Annotated in this window: 24 protein-coding genes; 8 read left to right on the top strand and 16 right to left on the bottom strand. The window is 65.2% G+C overall.

Annotated elements, in window-relative coordinates; all coding sequences use genetic code 11:
• The first annotated feature begins 27 nt into the window (after positions 1 to 27).
• Together QMZ05_RS23170 and QMZ05_RS23165 are read left to right on the top strand one after the other, a co-directional pair.
• Positions 28 to 906, top strand: a complete 879-nt coding sequence (locus QMZ05_RS23170; protein WP_353702838.1) for a CoA ester lyase — start codon at positions 28 to 30, stop codon at positions 904 to 906.
• A 376-nt stretch (positions 907 to 1,282) separates the two neighbouring features.
• A complete protein-coding gene (locus tag QMZ05_RS23165) occupies positions 1,283 to 1,480 on the top strand; it encodes a hypothetical protein (RefSeq protein WP_353702837.1) in 198 nt (65 codons plus the stop codon).
• 269 nt (positions 1,481 to 1,749) lie between these two features.
• On the opposite strand, the gene QMZ05_RS23160 is transcribed toward QMZ05_RS23165, so the two are convergent.
• The 3 genes from QMZ05_RS23160 to QMZ05_RS23150 form a co-directional block, all read right to left on the bottom strand.
• Entirely contained in the window at positions 1,750 to 2,538 is a 789-nt protein-coding gene (locus tag QMZ05_RS23160) for a hypothetical protein (RefSeq protein WP_353702836.1), read from the bottom strand.
• Positions 2,539 to 2,728: 190 nt separating this feature from the next.
• Positions 2,729 to 3,331 carry a 3-isopropylmalate dehydratase small subunit gene (gene leuD / locus QMZ05_RS23155; protein ID WP_074128336.1) on the bottom strand — a complete coding sequence of 201 codons (603 nt, stop codon included), beginning with the start codon at positions 3,329 to 3,331 and terminating at the stop codon, positions 2,729 to 2,731.
• A gap of 211 nt (positions 3,332 to 3,542) precedes the next feature.
• On the bottom strand, positions 3,543 to 3,941 hold the full coding sequence (locus QMZ05_RS23150) for a metallopeptidase family protein (protein WP_353702835.1): 399 nt from the start codon (positions 3,939 to 3,941) through the stop codon (positions 3,543 to 3,545).
• 101 nt (positions 3,942 to 4,042) lie between these two features.
• On the opposite strand from QMZ05_RS23150, the gene QMZ05_RS23145 reads away from it, so the two are divergent.
• Positions 4,043 to 4,366: a hypothetical protein gene (locus tag QMZ05_RS23145; RefSeq protein WP_353702834.1), complete on the top strand. Its 324-nt coding sequence runs from the start codon at positions 4,043 to 4,045 to the stop codon at positions 4,364 to 4,366.
• Here the strand turns inward: QMZ05_RS23145 and QMZ05_RS23140 are convergent.
• Positions 4,363 to 4,587, bottom strand: a complete 225-nt coding sequence (locus QMZ05_RS23140; RefSeq protein ID WP_353702833.1) for a hypothetical protein — start codon at positions 4,585 to 4,587, stop codon at positions 4,363 to 4,365. The genes QMZ05_RS23145 and QMZ05_RS23140 overlap by 4 nt on opposite strands.
• Positions 4,588 to 4,838: 251 nt before the next feature.
• On the opposite strand from QMZ05_RS23140, the gene QMZ05_RS23135 reads away from it, so the two are divergent.
• Positions 4,839 to 5,081, top strand: a complete 243-nt coding sequence (locus QMZ05_RS23135; RefSeq protein WP_353702832.1) for a hypothetical protein — start codon at positions 4,839 to 4,841, stop codon at positions 5,079 to 5,081.
• Positions 5,082 to 5,208: 127 nt separating this feature from the next.
• A complete protein-coding gene (locus tag QMZ05_RS23130) occupies positions 5,209 to 5,547 on the top strand; it encodes a hypothetical protein (RefSeq protein WP_353702831.1) in 339 nt (112 codons plus the stop codon).
• Between the two features lie 64 nt (positions 5,548 to 5,611).
• On the opposite strand, the gene QMZ05_RS23125 is transcribed toward QMZ05_RS23130, so the two are convergent.
• Positions 5,612 to 5,905 (bottom strand): DUF1330 domain-containing protein, encoded by a 294-nt coding sequence (locus QMZ05_RS23125; RefSeq protein WP_353702830.1) that lies wholly within the window; start codon positions 5,903 to 5,905, stop codon positions 5,612 to 5,614.
• Between the two features lie 159 nt (positions 5,906 to 6,064).
• Between QMZ05_RS23125 and QMZ05_RS23120 the strand changes: the two genes are divergently transcribed.
• A complete protein-coding gene (locus QMZ05_RS23120; protein ID WP_353702829.1) occupies positions 6,065 to 6,625 on the top strand; it encodes a hypothetical protein in 561 nt (186 codons plus the stop codon).
• A gap of 48 nt (positions 6,626 to 6,673) precedes the next feature.
• Here the strand turns inward: QMZ05_RS23120 and QMZ05_RS23115 are convergent, their stop codons facing one another.
• The 6 genes from QMZ05_RS23115 to QMZ05_RS23090 form a co-directional block, all read right to left on the bottom strand.
• The gene (locus tag QMZ05_RS23115; protein WP_074128344.1) at positions 6,674 to 6,886 is read right to left on the bottom strand and encodes a hypothetical protein; all 213 of its coding nucleotides are present in this window, start codon (positions 6,884 to 6,886) and stop codon (positions 6,674 to 6,676) included.
• A gap of 104 nt (positions 6,887 to 6,990) precedes the next feature.
• The gene (leuC, locus tag QMZ05_RS23110; RefSeq protein ID WP_353702828.1) at positions 6,991 to 8,397 is read right to left on the bottom strand and encodes a 3-isopropylmalate dehydratase large subunit; all 1,407 of its coding nucleotides are present in this window, start codon (positions 8,395 to 8,397) and stop codon (positions 6,991 to 6,993) included.
• A 361-nt stretch (positions 8,398 to 8,758) separates the two neighbouring features.
• The gene (gene rplS / locus QMZ05_RS23105) at positions 8,759 to 9,139 is read right to left on the bottom strand and encodes a 50S ribosomal protein L19 (RefSeq protein ID WP_018269387.1); all 381 of its coding nucleotides are present in this window, start codon (positions 9,137 to 9,139) and stop codon (positions 8,759 to 8,761) included.
• A gap of 110 nt (positions 9,140 to 9,249) precedes the next feature.
• Positions 9,250 to 10,011, bottom strand: coding sequence for a tRNA (guanosine(37)-N1)-methyltransferase TrmD (gene trmD / locus QMZ05_RS23100; RefSeq protein ID WP_353702827.1), 762 nt, complete (start codon positions 10,009 to 10,011; stop codon positions 9,250 to 9,252).
• A gap of 9 nt (positions 10,012 to 10,020) precedes the next feature.
• Entirely contained in the window at positions 10,021 to 11,103 is a 1,083-nt protein-coding gene (locus QMZ05_RS23095; RefSeq protein ID WP_353702826.1) for a zinc-binding dehydrogenase, read from the bottom strand.
• Between the two features lie 169 nt (positions 11,104 to 11,272).
• Positions 11,273 to 12,472: an MFS transporter gene (locus tag QMZ05_RS23090; protein WP_353702825.1), complete on the bottom strand. Its 1,200-nt coding sequence runs from the start codon at positions 12,470 to 12,472 to the stop codon at positions 11,273 to 11,275.
• Between the two features lie 172 nt (positions 12,473 to 12,644).
• On the opposite strand from QMZ05_RS23090, the gene gcvA reads away from it, so the two are divergent.
• On the top strand, positions 12,645 to 13,556 hold the full coding sequence (gcvA, locus tag QMZ05_RS23085; RefSeq protein ID WP_353702824.1) for a transcriptional regulator GcvA: 912 nt from the start codon (positions 12,645 to 12,647) through the stop codon (positions 13,554 to 13,556).
• Positions 13,557 to 13,569: 13 nt separating this feature from the next.
• Here gcvA and rimM read toward each other — a convergent pair whose 3' ends face one another.
• The 3 genes from rimM to ffh all read right to left on the bottom strand — a co-directional run bounded on the left by rimM (position 13,570) and on the right by ffh (position 16,129).
• Positions 13,570 to 14,091 (bottom strand): ribosome maturation factor RimM, encoded by a 522-nt coding sequence (rimM, locus tag QMZ05_RS23080; protein WP_353702823.1) that lies wholly within the window; start codon positions 14,089 to 14,091, stop codon positions 13,570 to 13,572.
• A gap of 17 nt (positions 14,092 to 14,108) precedes the next feature.
• Positions 14,109 to 14,441: a 30S ribosomal protein S16 gene (gene rpsP, locus QMZ05_RS23075; protein WP_050424979.1), complete on the bottom strand. Its 333-nt coding sequence runs from the start codon at positions 14,439 to 14,441 to the stop codon at positions 14,109 to 14,111.
• Between the two features lie 140 nt (positions 14,442 to 14,581).
• Complete coding sequence (gene ffh, locus QMZ05_RS23070) at positions 14,582 to 16,129, bottom strand: signal recognition particle protein (protein WP_353702822.1); 1,548 nt, start codon at positions 16,127 to 16,129, stop codon at positions 14,582 to 14,584.
• Between the two features lie 427 nt (positions 16,130 to 16,556).
• Between ffh and QMZ05_RS23065 the strand changes: the two genes are divergently transcribed.
• Complete coding sequence (locus QMZ05_RS23065; RefSeq protein ID WP_353702821.1) at positions 16,557 to 17,621, top strand: MBL fold metallo-hydrolase; 1,065 nt, start codon at positions 16,557 to 16,559, stop codon at positions 17,619 to 17,621.
• A 143-nt stretch (positions 17,622 to 17,764) separates the two neighbouring features.
• On the opposite strand, the gene QMZ05_RS23060 is transcribed toward QMZ05_RS23065, so the two are convergent.
• A complete protein-coding gene (locus QMZ05_RS23060; protein ID WP_353702820.1) occupies positions 17,765 to 18,496 on the bottom strand; it encodes an SIMPL domain-containing protein in 732 nt (243 codons plus the stop codon).
• A 5-nt stretch (positions 18,497 to 18,501) separates the two neighbouring features.
• On the bottom strand, positions 18,502 to 19,074 hold a 573-nt coding region (locus QMZ05_RS23055), incomplete at its 5' end, for a GyrI-like domain-containing protein (protein WP_353702819.1).

Below are 19,074 nucleotides of genomic sequence, written 5' to 3'. Positions count from 1 at the left end.
GAGCCCCAAGCCCCGAGGAGAACGTCGATGACCCGTCCGCGCCGCAGCCTGTTGTTCATGCCGGGATCGAATGCACGGGCGCTGGAGAAGGCCCGCACGCTGCCGGCGGACGGCATTATCCTCGACCTGGAGGATTCCGTTGCCCCCGATGCCAAGGCGGTGGCCCGCGAGCAGATCGCCAAGGCGGTCGCCGCCAAGGGTTTTGGCAAGCGCGAGGTTCTGATCCGCATCAACGCGCTCGACACGCCCTGGTGGGTCGACGACATCGGCATGGCCGGCAAGGCGCAGCCGGATGGGATCCTGGTTCCGAAGATTTCCACGGTCGACGATCTCAACGCCGTCGCCGATCGCCTCAGCGACATCAACGCCCCTGCCTCGATCCGGGTCTGGGCGATGATCGAGACCGCGCGTGCGGTGCTCGACGCCGACAAGCTTGCTGCGGCCTCGAAGGATTCCGAGACCCGGCTCGCCGGCTTCGTGTTCGGGCCGAACGACATTGCGCGCGAAACCCGGATCCGGATGAAGCCAGGCCGCGCGGCGATGATCCCGATGATCACGCATTGCATCCTGGCGACCCGCGCGCACGGGCTTGAAATCCTCGACGGGCCCTATAGCGACATCAGCAATGTCGACGGCTTCGCGGAGGAATGCGCGCAGGGCCGCGATCTCGGCTTCGACGGCAAGACGCTGATCCATCCGAGCCACATCGATGCCTGCAACGCGATCTTCACGCCGCCGGAGGCCGAGGTCGCCGAGGCGCGCAAGATCATCGCCGCCTTCGCACAGCCGGAGAACGCCTCGCGCGGTGCGATCCAGCTTGACGGCCGCATGGTCGAGCGCCTGCACGCCGAGATGGCGAAGCGCACCATCGCGATCGCCGACGCAATCGCCGCGATGGGGCATTGAAGGGCTCGCGGTGATCTTCCCTTCTCCCCTTGTGGGAGAAGGTGGCGCGAAGCGCCGGATGAGGGGTTCTCTCCGCTTGTGAAATTCTCCCGTGTGGAGAGAACCCCTCACCCGGCTTCGCTTTGCGAAGCCACCCTCTCCCACAAGGGGAGAGGGTGCAGCGGTGCTTGTGCTAGCCCCCAAATTTCTGCGACGTCCGCGCATACAGGCTGCCGGGAATCGGCGCCTCCTTGCCGCGGCCTTCCTGCGGGCCTCTGAGCCTGCCCGGTGCAGGTGCCGTCGCGGAAGCGCTGGATTGGGGGCATCGGAAACTCTTCCTCAACCTGCAGATGTTGTAAAATTTCTGAACCACGAACCCGGGGAGGGGAATGTCCGGATGGGAGCCTCGATTGGCGACACCGCCTCCACAATCCTGTCGATCACGCTCTTTGTTCTGGGGTTCGTCGTAACGGTCCTATGGGGGCCGTCTCTCCAATGGCCTGGCGACGATGTTGACGCCCCGTACATCTTCAAACTGGTCGGCATCGGGCTGATCGTGTTCTTCTGGATCGCGATCACCTTCAAGCTCATCTGAACAAAACCCTGGAGGGCGGCTCCAGGGGTTAGTGCGCGGGCCGAGACGGCGAAGCGCACGATCGTGATCGCCGACGCGATCGCGATGGGACACTGATCTCACCTCCCCTGGAGGGGGGGTCGCTGAGCATGTAGCGAAGCGGAATGCGCAGCGGGGTGGGGTGATCTCTCCATTCGGGCACTGCCCGTGTTGAGAGATCACCCCACCCCGTCTCACATTTCGCTGCGCTCAATGTGATCCGACCCTCCCTCTCCAGGGGAGGGTGAGCGTCAGCTGCCAAACTTCTCCGCGGCCCAGGCATAGAGGCTGCCCGGGATCGGCGCCTCCTTGCCGCGTCCCTTTGGTGAGATGTGCAGGCCGATGATTTCCGGATCGTTCAAATAGCGCGAAAAATCCGACGGCTCGAAGAACAGTCTTGGCTCGGCGTGCACCGCGTAGAACGAACGCTTCGGCAGCGCGTATTGCAGTTCGCCTTCGCGGCGCGCGAGCGCGGTCAGCGCTGCGGGGCCGTAGATCGCGATGCGGATGTCGGACAGGCGACCGGATTTACCGCGCAGCTTGCGCATCGCAAAGGTCAGGCGATGACGCAGCGCCAGCCAGTCCGGCGTCAGCTCGTCCTGCTGCATCAGCGCTTCGAACGCGCGCACGATCGGATCGTTGTGCGGCAGATACAGCACCGAGTTGCCGAGCTGCCGCGGCCGCTCCCAGGCAAAATAGGGCTTTGCCGGATCGATCTCGACGGGCTTGAGCAACAGCACGTCGGCATCGAGCCAGACGCCTGCGCGCTGCGCCATCAGCCGCATCCGGAAGAAGTCGCTGAATTGCAGGACGGTCCAGTCGCGCCACGAACCGTCGCGCTCGGCAGGACGCAGCTTCTCGGAGAATGCATGCGGCAGCACCGCCTCGGCCTCGGCATTGCCGACGCCGTCGGGTAGGCCGGGGATTGGATCGAAGCTGTAGACCGTGACCTTGTGGCCTGCCGCCAGCTGCGAGCGCAGGCAGGTCTGGCGCAGCGCGTCCATGGAGCCGTGCCAGAAGGTGACGATGTCAGGCAGCATGCGCGTCAGTCATCAGCAGGTTTGCGACAAGGCGACTAAAGCGTTTTCGAGCGAAGTGGATACCGGTTCGCGTGAAGAAAACGCGTCAAAACTAGAACCTAGAGCACCGTTCCGATCTCATCGGAACGGAGCTCCATCAAAGAAAAACCCCGGCGCCTGAGGGCACCGGGGCGCGATGATACGCCGGGCCTCAGGCCCAGGCACGCTCCTTGAGCTTGGCCTCATAGGTGTCGATCGACTTCTTCTTCTCCATCGTCAGTCCGATGTCGTCGAGGCCGTTGATCAGGCAGTGCTTGCGGAACGGATCGATCTCGAACTTGACCTTGCCGCCGTCGGGACCGCGGATCTCCTGGTTGGGGAGATCGATGGTCAGCGTCGCATTGGCACCGCGCTCGGCGTCGTCGAACAGCTTGTCGAGGTCCTCCTGCGACACGCGGATCGGCAGGATGCCGTTCTTGAAGCAGTTGTTGTAGAAGATGTCGCCGAACGAGGTTGAGATCACGCAGCGGATGCCGAAGTCGAGCAGCGCCCAGGGCGCGTGCTCGCGGCTCGAGCCGCAGCCGAAATTGTCGCCGGCGACCAGCACCTTCGCGTTGCGATAGGCGGACTGGTTGAGGACGAAATCCGGGTTCTCGCTGCCGTCATCCTTGTAGCGCTGCTCGGAGAAAAGCCCCTTGCCAAGGCCGGTGCGCTTGATGGTCTTCAGGTACTGCTTCGGAATGATCATGTCGGTGTCGACATTGATGATCTTCAGCGGTGCCGCGACGCCTTCCAGCGTGGTGAACTTGTCCATCGGTGCTCTTCCCGGGCAAAAAATGGGGATACGGGCCGGATGTCTATCGCGAATGTGACAGCGGTAAAAGAGCCATTTCTGCAGGGCTGGAGCCCATTCCGCTCCGATAGAAGCGGAACGGGCTCCAGCTTCTTGTTTTGACGCGTTTTCTTCACGCGAACCGGGGTCCATCCCGGATCAAGTCCGGGACAGGCTTTCGCTCGAAAACGCTTTACCCCGCATCGGCCTCAATCGCCTCCATATCGGCGTCCGAGAGGCCGAAATGGTGCCCGATCTCATGGATCAGCACGTGGCGGACGATGTGGCCGAGGGTCTCGTCGTGCTCCGCCCAGTAATCCAGGATCGGCCGGCGGTACAGCCAGACCAGGTTGGGGAGCCGGGCCACGTCGCCATAGCTCTGCTGCGGCAGGCCGATGCCGTGGAACAGGCCGAGCAGGTCGAACTCGCTCTCGGCCTGCATCTCGTCGAGCACCTCGTCGGTCGGGAAATCGTCGACACGGATGATCAGGCCCTCGCAGAGGGCCCGGAACGTTGCGGGCAGGCGCGCGAAAACCTCGTGCGCCATGGCCTCCATCTCGGCGAGCGAGGGGGCTTTTGCTGTGGTCCACATGACACTCCTTTAGCGCGAGTGCCTCCAGCGGCGCCAGCGCAGTTGACCTTGGCGGCGCAATGGGAGACCGTGCGGCCAATAATTGGGGCTCGGGTGGCGTGATGAAAAGGATCGTGGCGGCAGCGCTGTTGGCGGCATCAGTCGGGCTCTTGCTTCCGGCCGGAGAGGCGCGCGCGCAGAGCGCGGCGGCCGAAGCGCGCATCGGCGAGGCACCGGTCGTGCGCGAGCGCGTCGTCGAGCGCCGTCACCTGAAGCGGGTGCCGATCTACCGGTCGCGGCCCGATCATTGGGAACCGGATGTGATCCCGCGCTACAATCCCGGCCCGAACGCCGTGCGCGAGTGCACCGCGACCTATGTGCAGGAGCACCGGCCGAGCGGCACCGTGATCACGCCGCGCATGAACTGCTTCTGGCGGCCCGGCTAGCTGCGCATACGTCGGCTTGCTGCACGGATCACTGCGACAGCTGCAATCGCTGCCATCGTTCCATAGACCGCGAGCGCCATCAGCATTTGCGTGAGATGGCTCGCCGTTCCCATGCCGCCGCCCGGACCTTGCGAGGCGAGCGCGACGTCAATTGAAGTCATGGAACCAGCGAGCGCGGCCGCGCCAAGCGTAAGCCATTTGCGCGGGCCTTGTTGTGTCACTGGCGATCTCCTGCGAGAGGCACCTCACAAGATACGACCATTGTCTATGCCGGTTTTACGCGCGGACACGAAAATTCCTGCGGCTGTGCCGGAACCTGAGCACGGCTGCTGCATTCATGATCGTGGCGCAGATATTCACTTCCCACTCACGTCGTCCGCATCCAGCTCGCGATCTGCGTCGCGGCAACGGGGTCGATTCAAAACAAATCGTCGTTGCAAGACGTGACCTCAAGGGATCAAGGAGACGACTCATGAAGGTGATGAACGTTCTGGGGCTTGCGGCCGTCGGTGCCGTACTGGTTTTGGCGGCGCCGGTCGAGCGCGCGAACGCGATGTCGTTGGCGACGCCTGGCACCGCCGCAACGGTTCAGGACAACGCGAACCAGACCACCACGCAGGTACGCTGGGGTCGTGGACATAATCGTGGCTGGCATCGTGGTTGGCATCGCGGACATCACCGTGGCTGGGGCCATCGCCGCCACTGGCGCCGCTGATCGCGCGGCGTATCAGCGCAGTTGAGACACAGGCCCGTGAGCAGCGGGCCTGTCGTCGTTCTCAGCCATCAAACCGGCAGATTCGCGCGCGCGAGATGATATCGATCGAAATCTGCAGGAGTTGATGATGATGAGATGGATCGGTGTCACCGCTGTCGCTTGTGCATTCGCGTTGACGGCGCCGGCATCGGCGAACGCCGCGGCATCAGCCAAGCCGCAGGCTGCGGCGCAAGGGCAGCAAGCGGGCAAGGCGACCGACTTCAGCGCGCAGCGCCATCATCGCCATCACCATCGTCACCATTATCACCACGGCTACCGGCCCTATTACCGGCCGTACTATCAGCCCTATTCCTATTATCGGCCGTACGGCTCCTATTATTACGGGCGGCCGTACTACTATCGGCCGTATCCTTACGCTTCGCCGGCGCCGTTTACGTTCGGCTTCGGGTTCGGCCCGTTCTGGTGATGCACGCGGCGTAGCAGACCGACACACGCGCAGCTCCGCTCGAGCGGAGCTGCGCCAACTGACGTCACGGCGCAAAGCCCTTCGCCAGCAGCACGACGCCCTGCGCACCCGCTTTGCGATCCCTGGAGATCTCGACGTACTCAGGCGATTCCGACCAGGCGCGGAATGCGGCTTCGTCGGGGAACGACATCAGCACCAGCTTGTCGCGATCCCAGCTGCCTTCGAGAACCGCGGGATGTTCGTCGGCCGACAGCAGCCGTCCGTTGAACTTCCTGAACACGTCGAAGAAGCGCGCCTGATACCGGTCATAGGCGGCCCGATCGGTCATCTTGAGTTGCACGACGACATAGACAGTCACGGGGCTTCTCTCCGGATTTTCCGTCGCACGCGCCTTGCGCGTTCATGACGCATTCAGTTGCGCATTCTTAGCGTCATGCCGGGAGCGACAGCAATGAACGCAATACGACCGGCTGCCATGCAGCGCGGCTGTGATTGCTGTTGTCAGGGAGGTTCGGAGATGAGGGAGAGCTCTTTGCGGCGTCGACTGGTGCGCGGCCTTGGTGTTGCGGCGGCCGCGGTCCTCGCATTGTCGATCGCCTCGCAGCAACGCGCCGAAGCGCTGTCGCTGGCGAGCCCGGGCACCGCGCTTGCGGCGAAATCCGCGGCAGACGGAATGACGACCCAGGTTCGGCATGGCGGTGGCGGCGGCCACGGCGGAGGCTTTCATGGCGGCGGTTTCCATGGCGGCGGATTTCACGGCGGGGGCTTCCATGGCGGTGGTTTTCGCGGCTTCCATGGTGGCGGCTTCCGCGGCGCGCCGGCGTTTCACGGCGGCTATCGCTATGGCGGCTTCCATCGCCATTACGGCGGCTACCACCGCTTCTATGGCGGCGGTTACGGCTACGGCTACCGCCGGCACTTCCATCACCGGCGCTACTTCTATGGAACGTCGTATTATTACCCGGCCTATTACCATCACCGGCGCTGCCGGGTGATCTGGACCTATTACGGACCGCGCCGGATCTGCCGGCCGTGGTGGCACCATCGTCACTACTGGCGGCCGTACGGCTATTGGTGAGGCCTGAAATGACAGCGGGCGCCTCGCGGCGCCCGTTCACTCCTTACACTAGTCCCAGTTCTTCAGCTTCCAGGATTTGATCTTCCACGGCGTCAGGTTCTCCATCCGCCATTGCGTCCAGCGCTCGGGCGGCCAGTGGCTGAGCCGCGAGGTCTCCTTCACCTCGGGAAGCGGATCGATGATGCGCGGTGCGGCGCGGCGACGGCGTTTCTGGCGCGTCGCGTCGCTGATCATGTCGACGAATTCGGGTTTATCGGCCACGGCACGCGCTCCTTGCGAAGCTGGTCTTCGCAAGGAGGCAGTGTGCGTCCACCCCGTTAACGAGCCGTTTCCACAACGGCTCGACGTTGAGGCGAAACCTTACCTTACCGCCAGTCGCGGACGTCGACGAAGTGGCCGGCGATCGCAGCGGCCGCGGCCATCGCGGGCGACACCAGATGGGTGCGGCCCTTGAAGCCTTGGCGGCCCTCGAAGTTGCGGTTCGAGGTCGAGGCGCAGCGCTCTTCCGGCTTCAGCTTGTCCGGGTTCATCGCAAGGCACATCGAGCAGCCCGGCTCGCGCCATTCGAAACCGGCCTTGATGAAGATCTTGTCGAGGCCTTCGGCTTCCGCCTGCTCCTTCACGATGCCCGAGCCCGGCACGATCATCGCGTTGACATGCGCGTTGACGGTCTTGCCCTCGGCGATCTTCGCAGCTGCGCGCAAATCCTCGATGCGGCCGTTGGTGCAGGAGCCGATGAACACGCGGTCGAGCTTGATGTCGGTGATCTTGGTGCCGGCGGTCAGGCCCATATATTTCAGCGCGCGGTGCTTGGAGAGCCGCTTGGCCTCATCCTCGATCTTCTCGGGATCCGGCACGAAGCCGGTGATCGAGATCACGTCCTCAGGCGAAGTGCCCCAGGTGACGATCGGCGGCAGCTTGGCGGCGTCGAGCCGCAGCTCGTGATCGAAATGCGCGCCCTCGTCGGAGCGCAGCGTCTCCCAGTAGCGCATCGCGGCATCCCAGGCGGCGCCCTTCGGCGCCTTCGGGCGGTCGCGCAGGAAGTCGAACGCCTTCTGGTCGGGCGCGACCAGGCCGGCGCGCGCGCCGCCTTCGATCGACATGTTGCAGACCGTCATGCGGCCTTCCATCGACAGCGCACGGATCGCCTCGCCGGCATATTCCAGCACATAGCCGGTGCCGCCGGCGGTGCCGATCTCGCCGATGATCGCTAGGATGATGTCCTTGCCGGTCACGCCGTCCGGCAACTTGCCGTCGACGATCGCGCGCATGTTCTTGGCCTTCTTCTGGATCAGCGTCTGCGTCGCCAGCACGTGCTCGACCTCTGACGTGCCGATGCCGTGCGCGAGCGCGCCGAACGCGCCATGCGTCGAGGTGTGGCTGTCACCGCAGACGATGGTGGTGCCGGGCAGCGTAAAGCCCTGCTCCGGGCCGATGACGTGGACGATGCCCTGGCGCTTGTCGAACTCGTTGTAATATTCGATGCCGAATTCCTTGGCGTTCTCCGCCATCACCCGCATCTGCTCGATGCTCTCGGGGTCGGGGTTCGGCTTCGAGCGATCGGTGGTCGGGATGTTGTGGTCGACGACCGCGAGCGTCTTCTCGGGCGCGTGCACCTTGCGGCCGGCGGCGCGCAGGCCTTCGAACGCCTGCGGCGAGGTCACCTCGTGCACCAGATGGCGATCGATGTAGAGCAGGCAGGTGCCGTCCTCGGCCTCATGGACCAGGTGGTCGTTCCAGATCTTGTCGTACAGCGTGGTCGGTTTGGACATGAGCTTCAGCTCCAGAAGAAATTCAGTGGTGAATGGCGTTGAGCGCGCGAGCAGGCGAAAGCGTCCAGGCAGCGTTACGCTGCGCGTCTAAGCTCAGACGTTGCCGACGTCGCAAAGCGCCCGAAGAAGCGGCCGGGCAGCCGCGAGCGATCGTCGATCACGACGCGCTTGCAGGTCTGACTTGGGCACTGACTTGGGCAGCGCTGGCTTGCTTGATCCGGAACCATTCTAAATTTCTAACACAGGGCTCGCGCCCGCGACAATCGATCGATGCGCGGGCCTGCAAGTCAGATAGGTATGCCGCAACGAAAAAGCGCGGGGCAGGCCCCGCGCTTTTGGTCACATCCCCTGAAGGGAGAAATTACTCGCCGACGGCGGTCTGGCGGTCCTGCTTCTCGACGATGCGGGCCGACTTGCCGCGCAGGTTGCGCAGGTAATAGAGCTTGGCGCGACGAACTTTGCCGCGACGCACGACCTTGATCGAGTCGATCATCGGCGACATCACCGGGAAGACGCGCTCGACGCCTTCGCCGTAGGAGATCTTGCGCACGGTGAAGCTCTCGTTGAGGCCCTGGCCGGAACGGCCGATGCAAACGCCTTCATAGGCCTGCACGCGGGTGCGCTCGCCTTCGACCACCTTCACGTTGACGATGACGGTATCGCCGGGGCCGAACTCCGGGATGTCCTTGGTGGCGGCAAGCTTGTCGAACTGCTCTTTTTCGAGCTGCTGAATAAGGTTCATCGAAATCTCCATCGGCGGCGCGCCCAGCCTGTATGGGGGCTGCGCAAACGTCCATCTATCCTGCGCGTGTGCGGATTAGGCCGTGCCTATAAGGCAAAGCGCAGGGTTTGTCACCCGTCTGTCGTGTTTTTTGTCCGTCGCGGAGCGGCTTTTTGGCTGGCATGCCTAGCCCAGAGATCGGGCCGCCGGACCGCCGTCAGGGCCTCGGATTGGGCCAGCCGCCAGGCCGCGACCTTGGCATGGTCGCCGGAAATCAGGATTTCGGGGATCTGGCGGCCCTCGAACTCCTGCGGACGGGTGTATTGAGGGTATTCCAGTAGTCCTTCGGAGAAGCTCTCCTCGGTTCCCGAGGCCAGCTTCCCCATCACCCCCGGCAGCAGGCGAACGCAGGCGTCAATCAGGGCCATCGCGGCGATTTCGCCGCCGGACAGCACATAATCGCCGATCGAGACCTCCTCGAGCCCTCGCGCCTCGATCACCCGCTGGTCGATACCCTCGAAGCGGCCGCAGACGATCAGGGGGCCGGCCCCGGCCGCTAGCTCGGCAACATGGGTCTGGGTCAATGGCCGACCTCGCGGGCTCATCAAGAGGCGCGGACGGTCAGGTGCGATCTCGGCGGCGTCGATTGCCGCCGCCAGCACGTCGGCCCGCAGCACCATGCCCGGGCCGCCGCCGGCCGGCGTGTCGTCGACACTGCGATGCTTGTCGGTCGCGGATGCCCTTATATCGCACGCCTCCAGCGACCAGAGGCCGCCAGCCAGCGCCTTGCCGGCGAGGCTAACGCCGAGCGGTCCCGGAAACATGTCCGGGAACAGGGTCAGCACGGTCGCGCGCCATGGTGTCGCTTGGGCCGGGGTCTCTTGCGATGTCATGGCCTCTGGTTACGGCACCACGGCCGTCAGGTCGAGGCTCTGCATCGTGGCGGCGGCGTCGACCGCGCGGCGGAAGTCGGCGAGGGCGAAGCTCGCGACGTTGATCTTGCGCAGGTCGAGGAGGCCCTCAGCGGCGAGGCTCGCGAGCTGGCCCGGTGCCGTGCGATCGTACATGAACTGCCCGACCACCTCCCAATCGTTGGCCAGCATCTCGCGGAACGACAGTTCGAGCGGCACCTCGGCGCTGCCCATCAGCACCATGCGGCCACCACGCTTGAGCGCGCGCAGGCAGGACAGCGTGGTCGAGGTGCTCTTGGCGGCACCGAGCAGATCGAGCGCGACATCGGCGCTGCCGCCGGCGGCGCGGCGGATGGTCTGAAGATCGGCGGATGCATCGCCGGTGACGACGGCGGGAATGACGCGCGGGCCGAATGCGTCGCGCAATTGCTCGAGCGCGGCCTGCTTGCGGCCGACCGCGACGACACGGCCCGCGCCCATCGCGACCGCGAGCATCACGCCGCCCGAACCGAAATAGCCGGTCGCGCCGTTGACGATGATGGTCTGCCCGCCGCGCAGGCCGGAGCGCTGCAAGCCGCCGAACGGCACGATCAGTTTGGCGAGCCCGATCAGATCGGTCGCCGGTTTGTCGTCGAGATTGGCAAGCGGCGTGACGCAGGCGGCCGGCCAATGCGCGATCTCGGCGAACACGCCGTCGCGCCAGCGCGCCTGCAACGCCAGCGCCTCCGGCGTCGTCACGGTCGCGGTGAGGCCGATCAGGATCTGCGGCGGATCGCGATCCGGCACGTCGCCGCGCAGATGCGGACTGAGGAATACGCGGTCGCCGCTCCGCACATGTGTGACGTTTTCGCCGGTGTCGACGACGCGCGCGATCGCGTTGGTGCCCGGCACGAACGGCATCGGCGGCAGGCTGTAGGGCAGCGCGCCTGAGAGCAGCTTGTTGGTGTAGGACAGCACCATGCCGGCTTCGATCTTGACGATGACCCCGTCGGGCGCGGGCTTCGGCGTCGCGACATCCTCGAAACGGAGATCATTGTGGGCGTGCAGCCGCCAGGCCTTGTGCGTGCTTGTCATTGGGATGCTCCTCGACACCCCGATTAAGTAGCCCGGATGGAGCGAAGCGCAATCCGGGAATCATGCTGGCAACGAGGAGCGGCCCCGGATTTCGCGGAGCCTGTCATCGGGCGCGCATTCGCGCGACCCGTTGGCTCCATCGGGGCTACGAGCTTAGGCTAATCGTGCGTCAAGTCGCCTTTGGCTCGTCCGCGAGATGCCGCGCCAGCGCCACCGCAAGCGGACAGATCGCCAGTGCCGTGAGCGCGGTTGCCATGGTGGCGAGTGTCGGGCCGAGCGCGTCGCCGAGCAGGCCATAGAGCACAGGCGCGATCGCGCCGGAGCCGATCGTCCCGGTATAGAACAGTGCGAAAGCGCGCTCGGTCTGATGCTGCGGCGTCAGCTCGGGCACCGTGCCATAGAGCACCGAGGAGGTGCCGTTGAGCATTACGCCGAGCAGCGGCAGCAGCACGATGGCCGGTGCCAGCGGCAACACGAGGACCGCAACGATCAGCGCCGCCGTACCGCCTTCGGTGATCAGCACGGTGCGCAGTGTGCCGACGCGTTCGCCGAGCCAGCCGCAGGTGAATTTGCCCGCGGCGCCGCCGATAAAGACCAGCGCCAGCGCGAGACCGTTGGTCGGCAGCGCGGCGCCCTTGTCGCGCAACAGGAACGGCAGGAAGGTGAGGAAACCCATCCTCACCGCGGTGTCGAGAATTCCGATCGCGAGCAGCCAGGGAAAGCCGCCGCCTGCGCTCGCGCGGTGTGAAGCTGTGCTCGTCTTGTGCTCGGCGCCCTTGCCGACCGGCGGCATCCAGAGCGCGATGCAGACCGCGACGAGCAAGCCTGTAAAGGCAAGCACGAGCAGCGTGTGCCGCCAAGACATGATCACGAGCAGGATCGAGGTCGCAGCGGGGATTGCCGCCTTGCCGAGATCGCCGCTGAAATTGTAGATGCCGAGCGGCGCGCGCGCTCCCGCGCCATAGGCGCGCGACACAGCAGCCGACGCGATCGGATGCTGCGTGCTGGAGCCCGCGCCGGAGAGCGCCAGCGCGAGGCCAAGGCCGATCACTCCGCCGGAGAAGCCGGCGAACACGTAGCCGAGCGCCGACAGCGCCGTGCCCGCGATCAGGATGATCTTGCCGTCGATCCGCTCTGCAATCCGCCCGACTGGAATTTGCAGGCCGGCCATGGCGCCGGCATAGAGCCCGCGCAGCAACGCCAGCAGCCCGTAGCTCAGCGCGAATTCGGCCTGCCAGACCGGCAGCAGCACATAGATCAGGTCGGTGTAGCCGTCGTGGAGGGCGTGGTTCAGCCCGGTCACCGTCAGCGTGCGGGTCGCCCGCCGGTCGGCGGGACGGGAGGTGGCAGCTTCAGCTGACACGCTCATCGTCGACCCCCAGCGCAAGAAAATCTAAAGTTAGGGCGGATGGGCATCACGGGATATTTCCAGAAAGAGAAGAAGTACGAAGTGTTTGCAAGGCAATATGCGCCGCCAAAGCGTTTGTCACAAACCAGTAATAATCGGACCATGCGTTAGAAAATCTGGTATTGGGTGGTCCATGTTCGTCCCACGCCGCAGCCTGCCGCCGCTCAATGCGGTCCGCGCCTTCGAGGCCGCGGCTCGGCTTGGCAGTTTCAAGGAAGCTGCTGCTGAACTGAGCGTGACCCATGGCGCCGTCAGTCAGCAGATCCGCCTGCTCGAGGAATGGCTGGGCGCGCCGGCGCTGTTCCGGCGCTCGGTGCGTCGCGTGGTGCTGACGCCGGCAGGTGCGGCGCTGCTGGCGGAGTTCGCTCCGGCGCTCGACCGGATCTCTGCCGCCGTGCAGCAGCATCGCGAGCGGCGTGGCGATGCCGCGGTCGCGGTGCTACGCGTCAACGCGCTCGCGACCTTCAGTCTGCGCTGGCTGCTGCCGCGGATGAGCCGGTTTCGCGCCGAGCATCCTGACATCGAGGTGCGGCTGAGCACATCGAACGATCCGGTGGATGCGCTGCCTGAATCCTTCGATGTCGTGATCCGCGGCGGGCCCGACACCTTTCACGGCTTCTCGTCACGCTTCCTCGTGTCGGAGCGGCGATTGCCGGTGTGCAGTCCGTCATTGCTCGCGCAATTGCCGCTGCGCGAGATCGCGGACCTCTCGCGGCACACGCTGCTGCATGTCACGTCGATGCCGCGGTTGTGGCGCGACTGGCTCACCGAGGCCGGGCAATCCGCACTGGAGCCGGCAGCGGCGCTGACCTTCGATCATTTCTATCTGACGATCCAGGCCGCGCTCGATGGTCTCGGCGTCGCGATGGGTCCGACCGCGCTGATTGCTGACGATCTCGCAGCCGGGCGTCTGGTGACGCCGTTTCCGGCGATCAGCCTGCCGGCGCGGAGCTATTTCGCTTATTTCCCGGCGGGCCGCAGCAACGATCCGCACAGCGCGGTGTTCTGCGACTGGCTTGAGCAGCAGGGCAGAATGACAGGCTGAAGATTATTGCAGATCAGGCCGCCGACGGATCGTCGCCGTCGATTTCCTGCGGCAGGTCGATCACGACACGGCCGCCGGCAAGATCGACCGTCGGCACCACCGCATTGGTGAAAGGCAGCAGCATCGTCGCGCCCTGCGGCGGGGCGATCTCGATGATGTCGCCGGCGCCGAAATTATGGATCGCGATCACCTTGCCGAGCGGCTGCTCGGCCGTCGTCACCGCGGCAAGCCCGATCAAATCGGTGTGGTAATATTCGCCGTCGTCGGTGTCCGGCAGCCGGTCGCGCGGCACGTAGAGCTCGAGACCGTTGAGCCGTTCGGCGTCATCGCGGGTGGCGACGCCCTTCAACGTCACCACCAGATGGTCCTTGGCCTCGCGCGCGTGCGTGACCTCGAACTGGCGCGCGCCGTCCTTGGTCATCAGCGGGCCGTAATCCTTCACGGCCAGTGGATCTTCGGTGAAGGTCCACAGCCGGACGGCGCCGCGCACACCATGCGCAGCGCCGATGCGGGCGACACAGACCGGTGCAGCCACCGTGGTCGCCGTTCAGCTTATGCCTTGGCGGCGGCTTCGGCCTGCGCCTTGCGCTCCTTGCGCGGCACGGCCTTCTCCGGGTTGTTGCGCGGCGCGCGCTTCTTGACGCCGGCGGCGTCGAGGAAGCGGGTCACGCGATCCGACGGCTGCGCGCCCTTGGCGAGCCAGGCCTTCACCTTGTCCATGTCGAGCTTCAGGCGGGCTTCGTTGTCCTTCGGCAGCAGCGGGTTGAAGTGGCCGAGACGCTCGATGAAGCGGCCATCGCGCGGGAAGCGCGAGTCGGCGACGACGACGTGATAGACCGGACGCTTCTTGGTGCCTGCGCGAGCGAGGCGGATAACAACGGACATCTAGTTCTCCTTAAGTGTTGGTTTGAAGTCTGTATTGGTCAGTTACGCCGTCATTGCGAGGAGCGAAGCGACGAAGCAATCCATGTCTCCGCGGGCGGTGAGATGGATTGCTTCGCTGCGCTCGCAATGACGAAAGAGAGTCATTTCTTCTTACCCGGGAAGCCGCCGAGACCCGGCAGCATCGGCTTGCCGGAAAGGCCGGTCAGGCCCGGTACGTTCGGCAGGCCGCCGCGCAGTCCTGCGGGCAAATCCTTCGGCAGGTTGGGCAGACCGCCGCCGGCGCCGCCCTGCATCTTCTCGGCGAGCGCCTTCATCTCCTCGGCCGAGGGCGGCTTCATGCCGCCGCCAAAGCCCATCGCCTGCGCGATGCCGGCGAGCGGGCCGCGCTTGCCGCTTCCCATGGCCTTCATCATGTCGGCCATGTTCCGGTGCATCTTCAGCAGCTTGTTGACGTGCTCGACGCTCTGGCCGGCGCCGGCCGCGATGCGCTTCTTGCGGCTCGCTTTCAGCAGGTCCGGGTTCTTGCGCTCCTGCCGGGTCATCGAATCGATGATCGCGACCTGGCGCTTCAAAATCTTGTCGTCGATGCCGGCCGCCGCGATCTGGTTCTTCATCTTGGAGATGCCGGGCATCATGCCCATCAGGCCGCCGATGCCGCCCATGTTGGCCATCTGCTGCAGCTGTTCGCGCATGTCGTTGAGGTCGAACTGACCCTTGCGCATGCGCTCGGCGGTGCGCGCGGCCTTTTCGGCGTCGATATTGGCGGCAGCCTTCTCGACCAGCGAGACGACGTCGCCCATGCCGAGGATGCGGCCGGCGATGCGGCTCGGATGGAAGTCTTCCAGCGCGTCGGTTTTTTCGCCGGTGCCGATCAGCTTGATCGGCTTGCCGGTCACCGCGCGCATCGACAGCGCGGCGCCGCCGCGGCCGTCACCGTCGACGCGCGTCAGCACGATGCCGGTGAGGCCGACGCGTTCGTCGAACGAGCGCGCGAGGTTGACCGCGTCCTGGCCGGTGAGGCTATCCGCAACCAGCAGCACTTCGTGCGGGTTGGCGGCGGCCTTGATCTCGGCCGCCTCCTTCATCATGTCTTCGTCGAGCGTGGTGCGGCCGGCGGTGTCGAGCAGCACGACGTCGTAGCCGCCGAGCTTGCCGGCTTCGAGTGCGCGCCGCGCGATCTGCGGCGGCATCTGGCCGGCAACGATCGGCAGCGTCGGAATGTCGAGATCGCGGCCGAGCACCGCGAGCTGCTCCATCGCCGCCGGGCGGTAGACGTCGAGCGAGGCCATCAGCACCTTGCGCTTGTCGCGCTGGACCATGCGGCGCGCGAGTTTGGCGGTGGTGGTGGTCTTACCGGAGCCTTGCAGACCGACCATCATGATCGGCACCGGCGGCACGGAGTTGATGTCTATGGTCTGGCCGTCGGAGCCGAGCGTGGCGACGAGCTCGTCATGGACGATCTTCACCACCATCTGGCCCGGCGTCACCGACTTGACGACGGTTGCGCCGATCGCCTGCTCGCGGACCCGATCGATGAAGCTGCGGACCACTTCGAGCGCGACGTCGGCCTCGAGCAGCGCGCGGCGCACCTCGCGCATCGCGGCATCGACGTCCTTTTCGGTCAGCGCACCGCGCCCCGTCAGACGGTCGAGAATGCCACCAAGCCGTTCCGACAGATTGTCGAACAATGCCGTTGTCCTCTTTTCACCTCGCCCCGCTTGCGGGGAGGGGTCGGATCGCCCTTGCGATCCGGGTGAGGGGGTACAGGACTATCCACGCGCATCATGCGCGGAGAGAGCCCCTCACCCCGACCCTCTCCCCGCAAGAGCGGGGCGAGGGAGAAGGAAATCCAAACACTTTCGCGCCCGAGGGCGCATCGCGCTGTCGGGCGTTGGCCTCTGGCCTCCAGGACCAGTCGGCGGGTCGAAAAGACGAAGCTTTCCGAGAAAGTCGCGGCGTTAAACGCTGCCGGGGCGGCAAAGTCAAGGAAAGTTTCGCCGCAGCCCGCTTGGGTCTGACCCTAAGATGTTGAAATTACGTCGTTTTGCTCCGTCGATGCCGAATTCGCCGCTGCCACCCATATAAACGGAGCCTGCCTCCTATTCGGGAACCCGCTTGCCCATCACCCGCCGCCGCGTTCTTGCAACCTTGACCGGAGCCGCCGCTGCGATCGGCGTGCCCTCGATCTGGATGACCTACATGAAAACTTACGACGGCCCCGTCTCGGATCATTTCGACGGACTACACTTCTTCGATCCCGACGGCTCGCCGCCGAAATCGCTCGGCGAGGTGCTGCGCTGGCAGTTCGGGGGCGGCCGGAAACGCGCGGTCTGGCCGGAATGGGCGCCAAGCCCCCATGCCGATACGCCGCCGCCGCGCGTCGAGGGCGACAAGGTGCGGCTCTGCTTCGTCGGCCATGCCAGCTGGCTGATCCAGACCTCAGGTCTCAACATCCTGGTCGATCCGGTGTGGTCGATGCGCGCCTCGCCGTTCAGCTTTGCCGGGCCGAAGCGGCACAATGATCCCGGCATTGCCTTCGACAAATTGCCTCACATCGACGTCGTGCTGGTGTCGCACGGCCATTACGACCATCTCGATGTCGCTACGCTGTCGAAGCTGCATGCCGCGTTTGCGCCGCGCGTCATCACGCCGCTCGGCAATGATGTGACGATGCGTGCATCCGATGCTGCGATCAAGGTCGAGGCGTTCGACTGGCATCAGCGCGTCGAACTTGGCGGCGGCGTTGCCGCAACGCTGGTGCCGACGCGGCACTGGTCGGCGCGCGGCCTGTTCGATCGCAACAAGGCGCTGTGGGCGAGCTTCGTGGTGGAGACGCCGGCCGGCAAGCTCTACATCGTCTGCGATTCCGGCTACGGCGACGGCCGGCATTTCCGCCGGGTTGCCGAGGCGCATGGACCCTTAAGGCTCGCGATCCTGCCGATCGGCGCTTATGAGCCGCGCTGGTTCATGCAGGACCAGCACATGAACCCGGAGGATGCGGTGAAGGCGCTGGCCGATTGCGGGGCCGCCCAGGCGCTGGCGCATCACCACGGCACATTTCAATTGACCGACGAGGCGATCGACGCGCCCGAGATCGCGCTCGGCCAAGCGCTCGATGCGGCAAAAGTGCCGCGGGAGAAATTTGTCGCGTTGAAGCCGGGGCAGGCGTTCGAGATTTAACCGCTGTCGTCCCGGGCAAGCGAAGCGCGACCCGGGACCCATAACCACAAATGCCGATTGTTGGACAACGCTGGAGCCACCGCTCGCTAGAACGACTGGGTCCTGTGGTTATGGGTCCCTGCTTTCGCAGGGACGACAGCGACTTACTTCTCCTTGATCGCCCAGGAGACACTCACATTGACCGTGAGGGTTTCCTCGCCCTGCGCCACCGGCGTCGGTGCCGCAGCGAATCCCGCCGTGGCCATCTTGGCGCGGAACATCGGCACCGGCGCCGAACCGACCTCCGCGATGTTCAACGGCGCGCCGAGCGTGACGCCAGCGGCCTTGGCGTAGATCTCCGCCTTGCGGCGGGCGTCGGCGACAGCCTTTTCGCGAGCGTCGTCGAGCAGTTTCGAGGCCTGCGACACCGAGAAATTGAGTGCGCCGATATCGTTGGCGCCGGCGCCCACCAGCACGTCGATGACGCTGGCAACCTTGCTGACATCGTGCAGCTTGATCGTGACGCGATTGCTCGCGTGGTAACCGACGATGCTGGGCGGCGCGTTCGACGACGACGGCGGACGGTTGGCGAATTGCGGCTGCAGCGACAGCCGCGAGGTCTGATAATCCTTCTCCGCGATGCCGGCGCCCTTCAGCGCCGCCAGCACCTTGCCCATCGTCACGTTGTTGGCTTCGGTGGCCTCGCGTGCGGTCTTGCCGTCGGTCGTGACGCCCGCGTCGAGCTGTGCCTGGTCCGGCGCCGCCGACACGGTGGCCTCGCCGGTGACCGAGATCGCCGGCGGGAAGTCGGAATCGGCCATTGCGGGTGCAGCGAGCAGGGTGGTTGCGAGGAGGGCGGCGGCGAAGAGGAGGCCAAGGGGAAGGCGATGGGTCATCTGGTTCACTTCAGGGGTACGTAGACGTTGATCACAAGCTTGTCTTCGGCGGTCTTCAGCGGATCGGTGATGTATTCCTCGATGAAGGTGTCCTTGGCTTCGAGCTTCTTGTCGTCGAGGTGATTGGTGATCGCCTCATAGGTGTTGTCCATGTTGTCGTAGGAACCGCGGTGGACGAACTTCAGCGCCTTGCCGTCGGGCGAATTGCCCATGCTCATGTTCTTGCCGAGGTTCTTCGCATCCTGATCGACCGGGATTTCGGCGATGAAGGTGAAGCCGGTGTCGTCGGTCGAGGTGTAGACGATCATCGGGTTGCCCGATGCCTTGATGCCGTCCTTGTCGAGCAGGGCGGTGAGCTGCTTGAACGCCTCGATCAGCGCGTCGAAGGCGGAATCCCAATTGGCCGTGCCCTTCAGCATCACGACCTTCTTCGGCTCCAGCGTGAACGGCTCGCCGAACGGGTCGGCGGTCTGCACCGGGGCGGCCGGCGGCGGCGCCGGGGTCTGTGACGCGGCGGGGCTGTCAGCCGGCGACTTGGTCTCGGCCGGCGGGGGCACGGGCGTCGCCCTGTCTCTTAT

The organism is Bradyrhizobium sp. INPA03-11B (genome assembly GCF_040446015.1).
GTDB lineage: Bacteria > Pseudomonadota > Alphaproteobacteria > Rhizobiales > Xanthobacteraceae > Bradyrhizobium > Bradyrhizobium macuxiense_A.
The sequence above is the reverse complement of the archived record's forward strand: the minus strand, read 5'-3'. Positions and strand labels throughout refer to the sequence as shown.

Coding starts and splice junctions, on each gene's coding strand:
- trmD (WP_353702827.1), bottom strand. CDS start 10,011: ATGACATCGCAAGAGACCCCGGCCCAAGCGACACCATGGCGCGCGACC.
- rpsP (WP_050424979.1), bottom strand. CDS start 14,441: ATGTCCGTTGTTATCCGCCTCGCTCGCGCAGGCACCAAGAAGCGTCCG.
- QMZ05_RS23145 (WP_353702834.1), top strand. CDS start 4,043: ATGAAAAGGATCGTGGCGGCAGCGCTGTTGGCGGCATCAGTCGGGCTC.
- QMZ05_RS23160 (WP_353702836.1), bottom strand. CDS start 2,538: ATGCTGCCTGACATCGTCACCTTCTGGCACGGCTCCATGGACGCGCTG.
- gcvA (WP_353702824.1), top strand. CDS start 12,645: ATGTTCGTCCCACGCCGCAGCCTGCCGCCGCTCAATGCGGTCCGCGCC.
- rplS (WP_018269387.1), bottom strand. CDS start 9,139: ATGAACCTTATTCAGCAGCTCGAAAAAGAGCAGTTCGACAAGCTTGCC.
- QMZ05_RS23060 (WP_353702820.1), bottom strand. CDS start 18,496: ATGACCCATCGCCTTCCCCTTGGCCTCCTCTTCGCCGCCGCCCTCCTC.
- QMZ05_RS23120 (WP_353702829.1), top strand. CDS start 6,065: ATGAGGGAGAGCTCTTTGCGGCGTCGACTGGTGCGCGGCCTTGGTGTT.
- QMZ05_RS23130 (WP_353702831.1), top strand. CDS start 5,209: ATGATGAGATGGATCGGTGTCACCGCTGTCGCTTGTGCATTCGCGTTG.
- QMZ05_RS23090 (WP_353702825.1), bottom strand. CDS start 12,472: ATGAGCGTGTCAGCTGAAGCTGCCACCTCCCGTCCCGCCGACCGGCGG.
- QMZ05_RS23095 (WP_353702826.1), bottom strand. CDS start 11,103: ATGACAAGCACGCACAAGGCCTGGCGGCTGCACGCCCACAATGATCTC.
- QMZ05_RS23165 (WP_353702837.1), top strand. CDS start 1,283: ATGGGAGCCTCGATTGGCGACACCGCCTCCACAATCCTGTCGATCACG.
- QMZ05_RS23135 (WP_353702832.1), top strand. CDS start 4,839: ATGAAGGTGATGAACGTTCTGGGGCTTGCGGCCGTCGGTGCCGTACTG.
- leuC (WP_353702828.1), bottom strand. CDS start 8,397: ATGTCCAAACCGACCACGCTGTACGACAAGATCTGGAACGACCACCTG.
- QMZ05_RS23150 (WP_353702835.1), bottom strand. CDS start 3,941: ATGTGGACCACAGCAAAAGCCCCCTCGCTCGCCGAGATGGAGGCCATG.
- QMZ05_RS23170 (WP_353702838.1), top strand. CDS start 28: ATGACCCGTCCGCGCCGCAGCCTGTTGTTCATGCCGGGATCGAATGCA.
- leuD (WP_074128336.1), bottom strand. CDS start 3,331: ATGGACAAGTTCACCACGCTGGAAGGCGTCGCGGCACCGCTGAAGATC.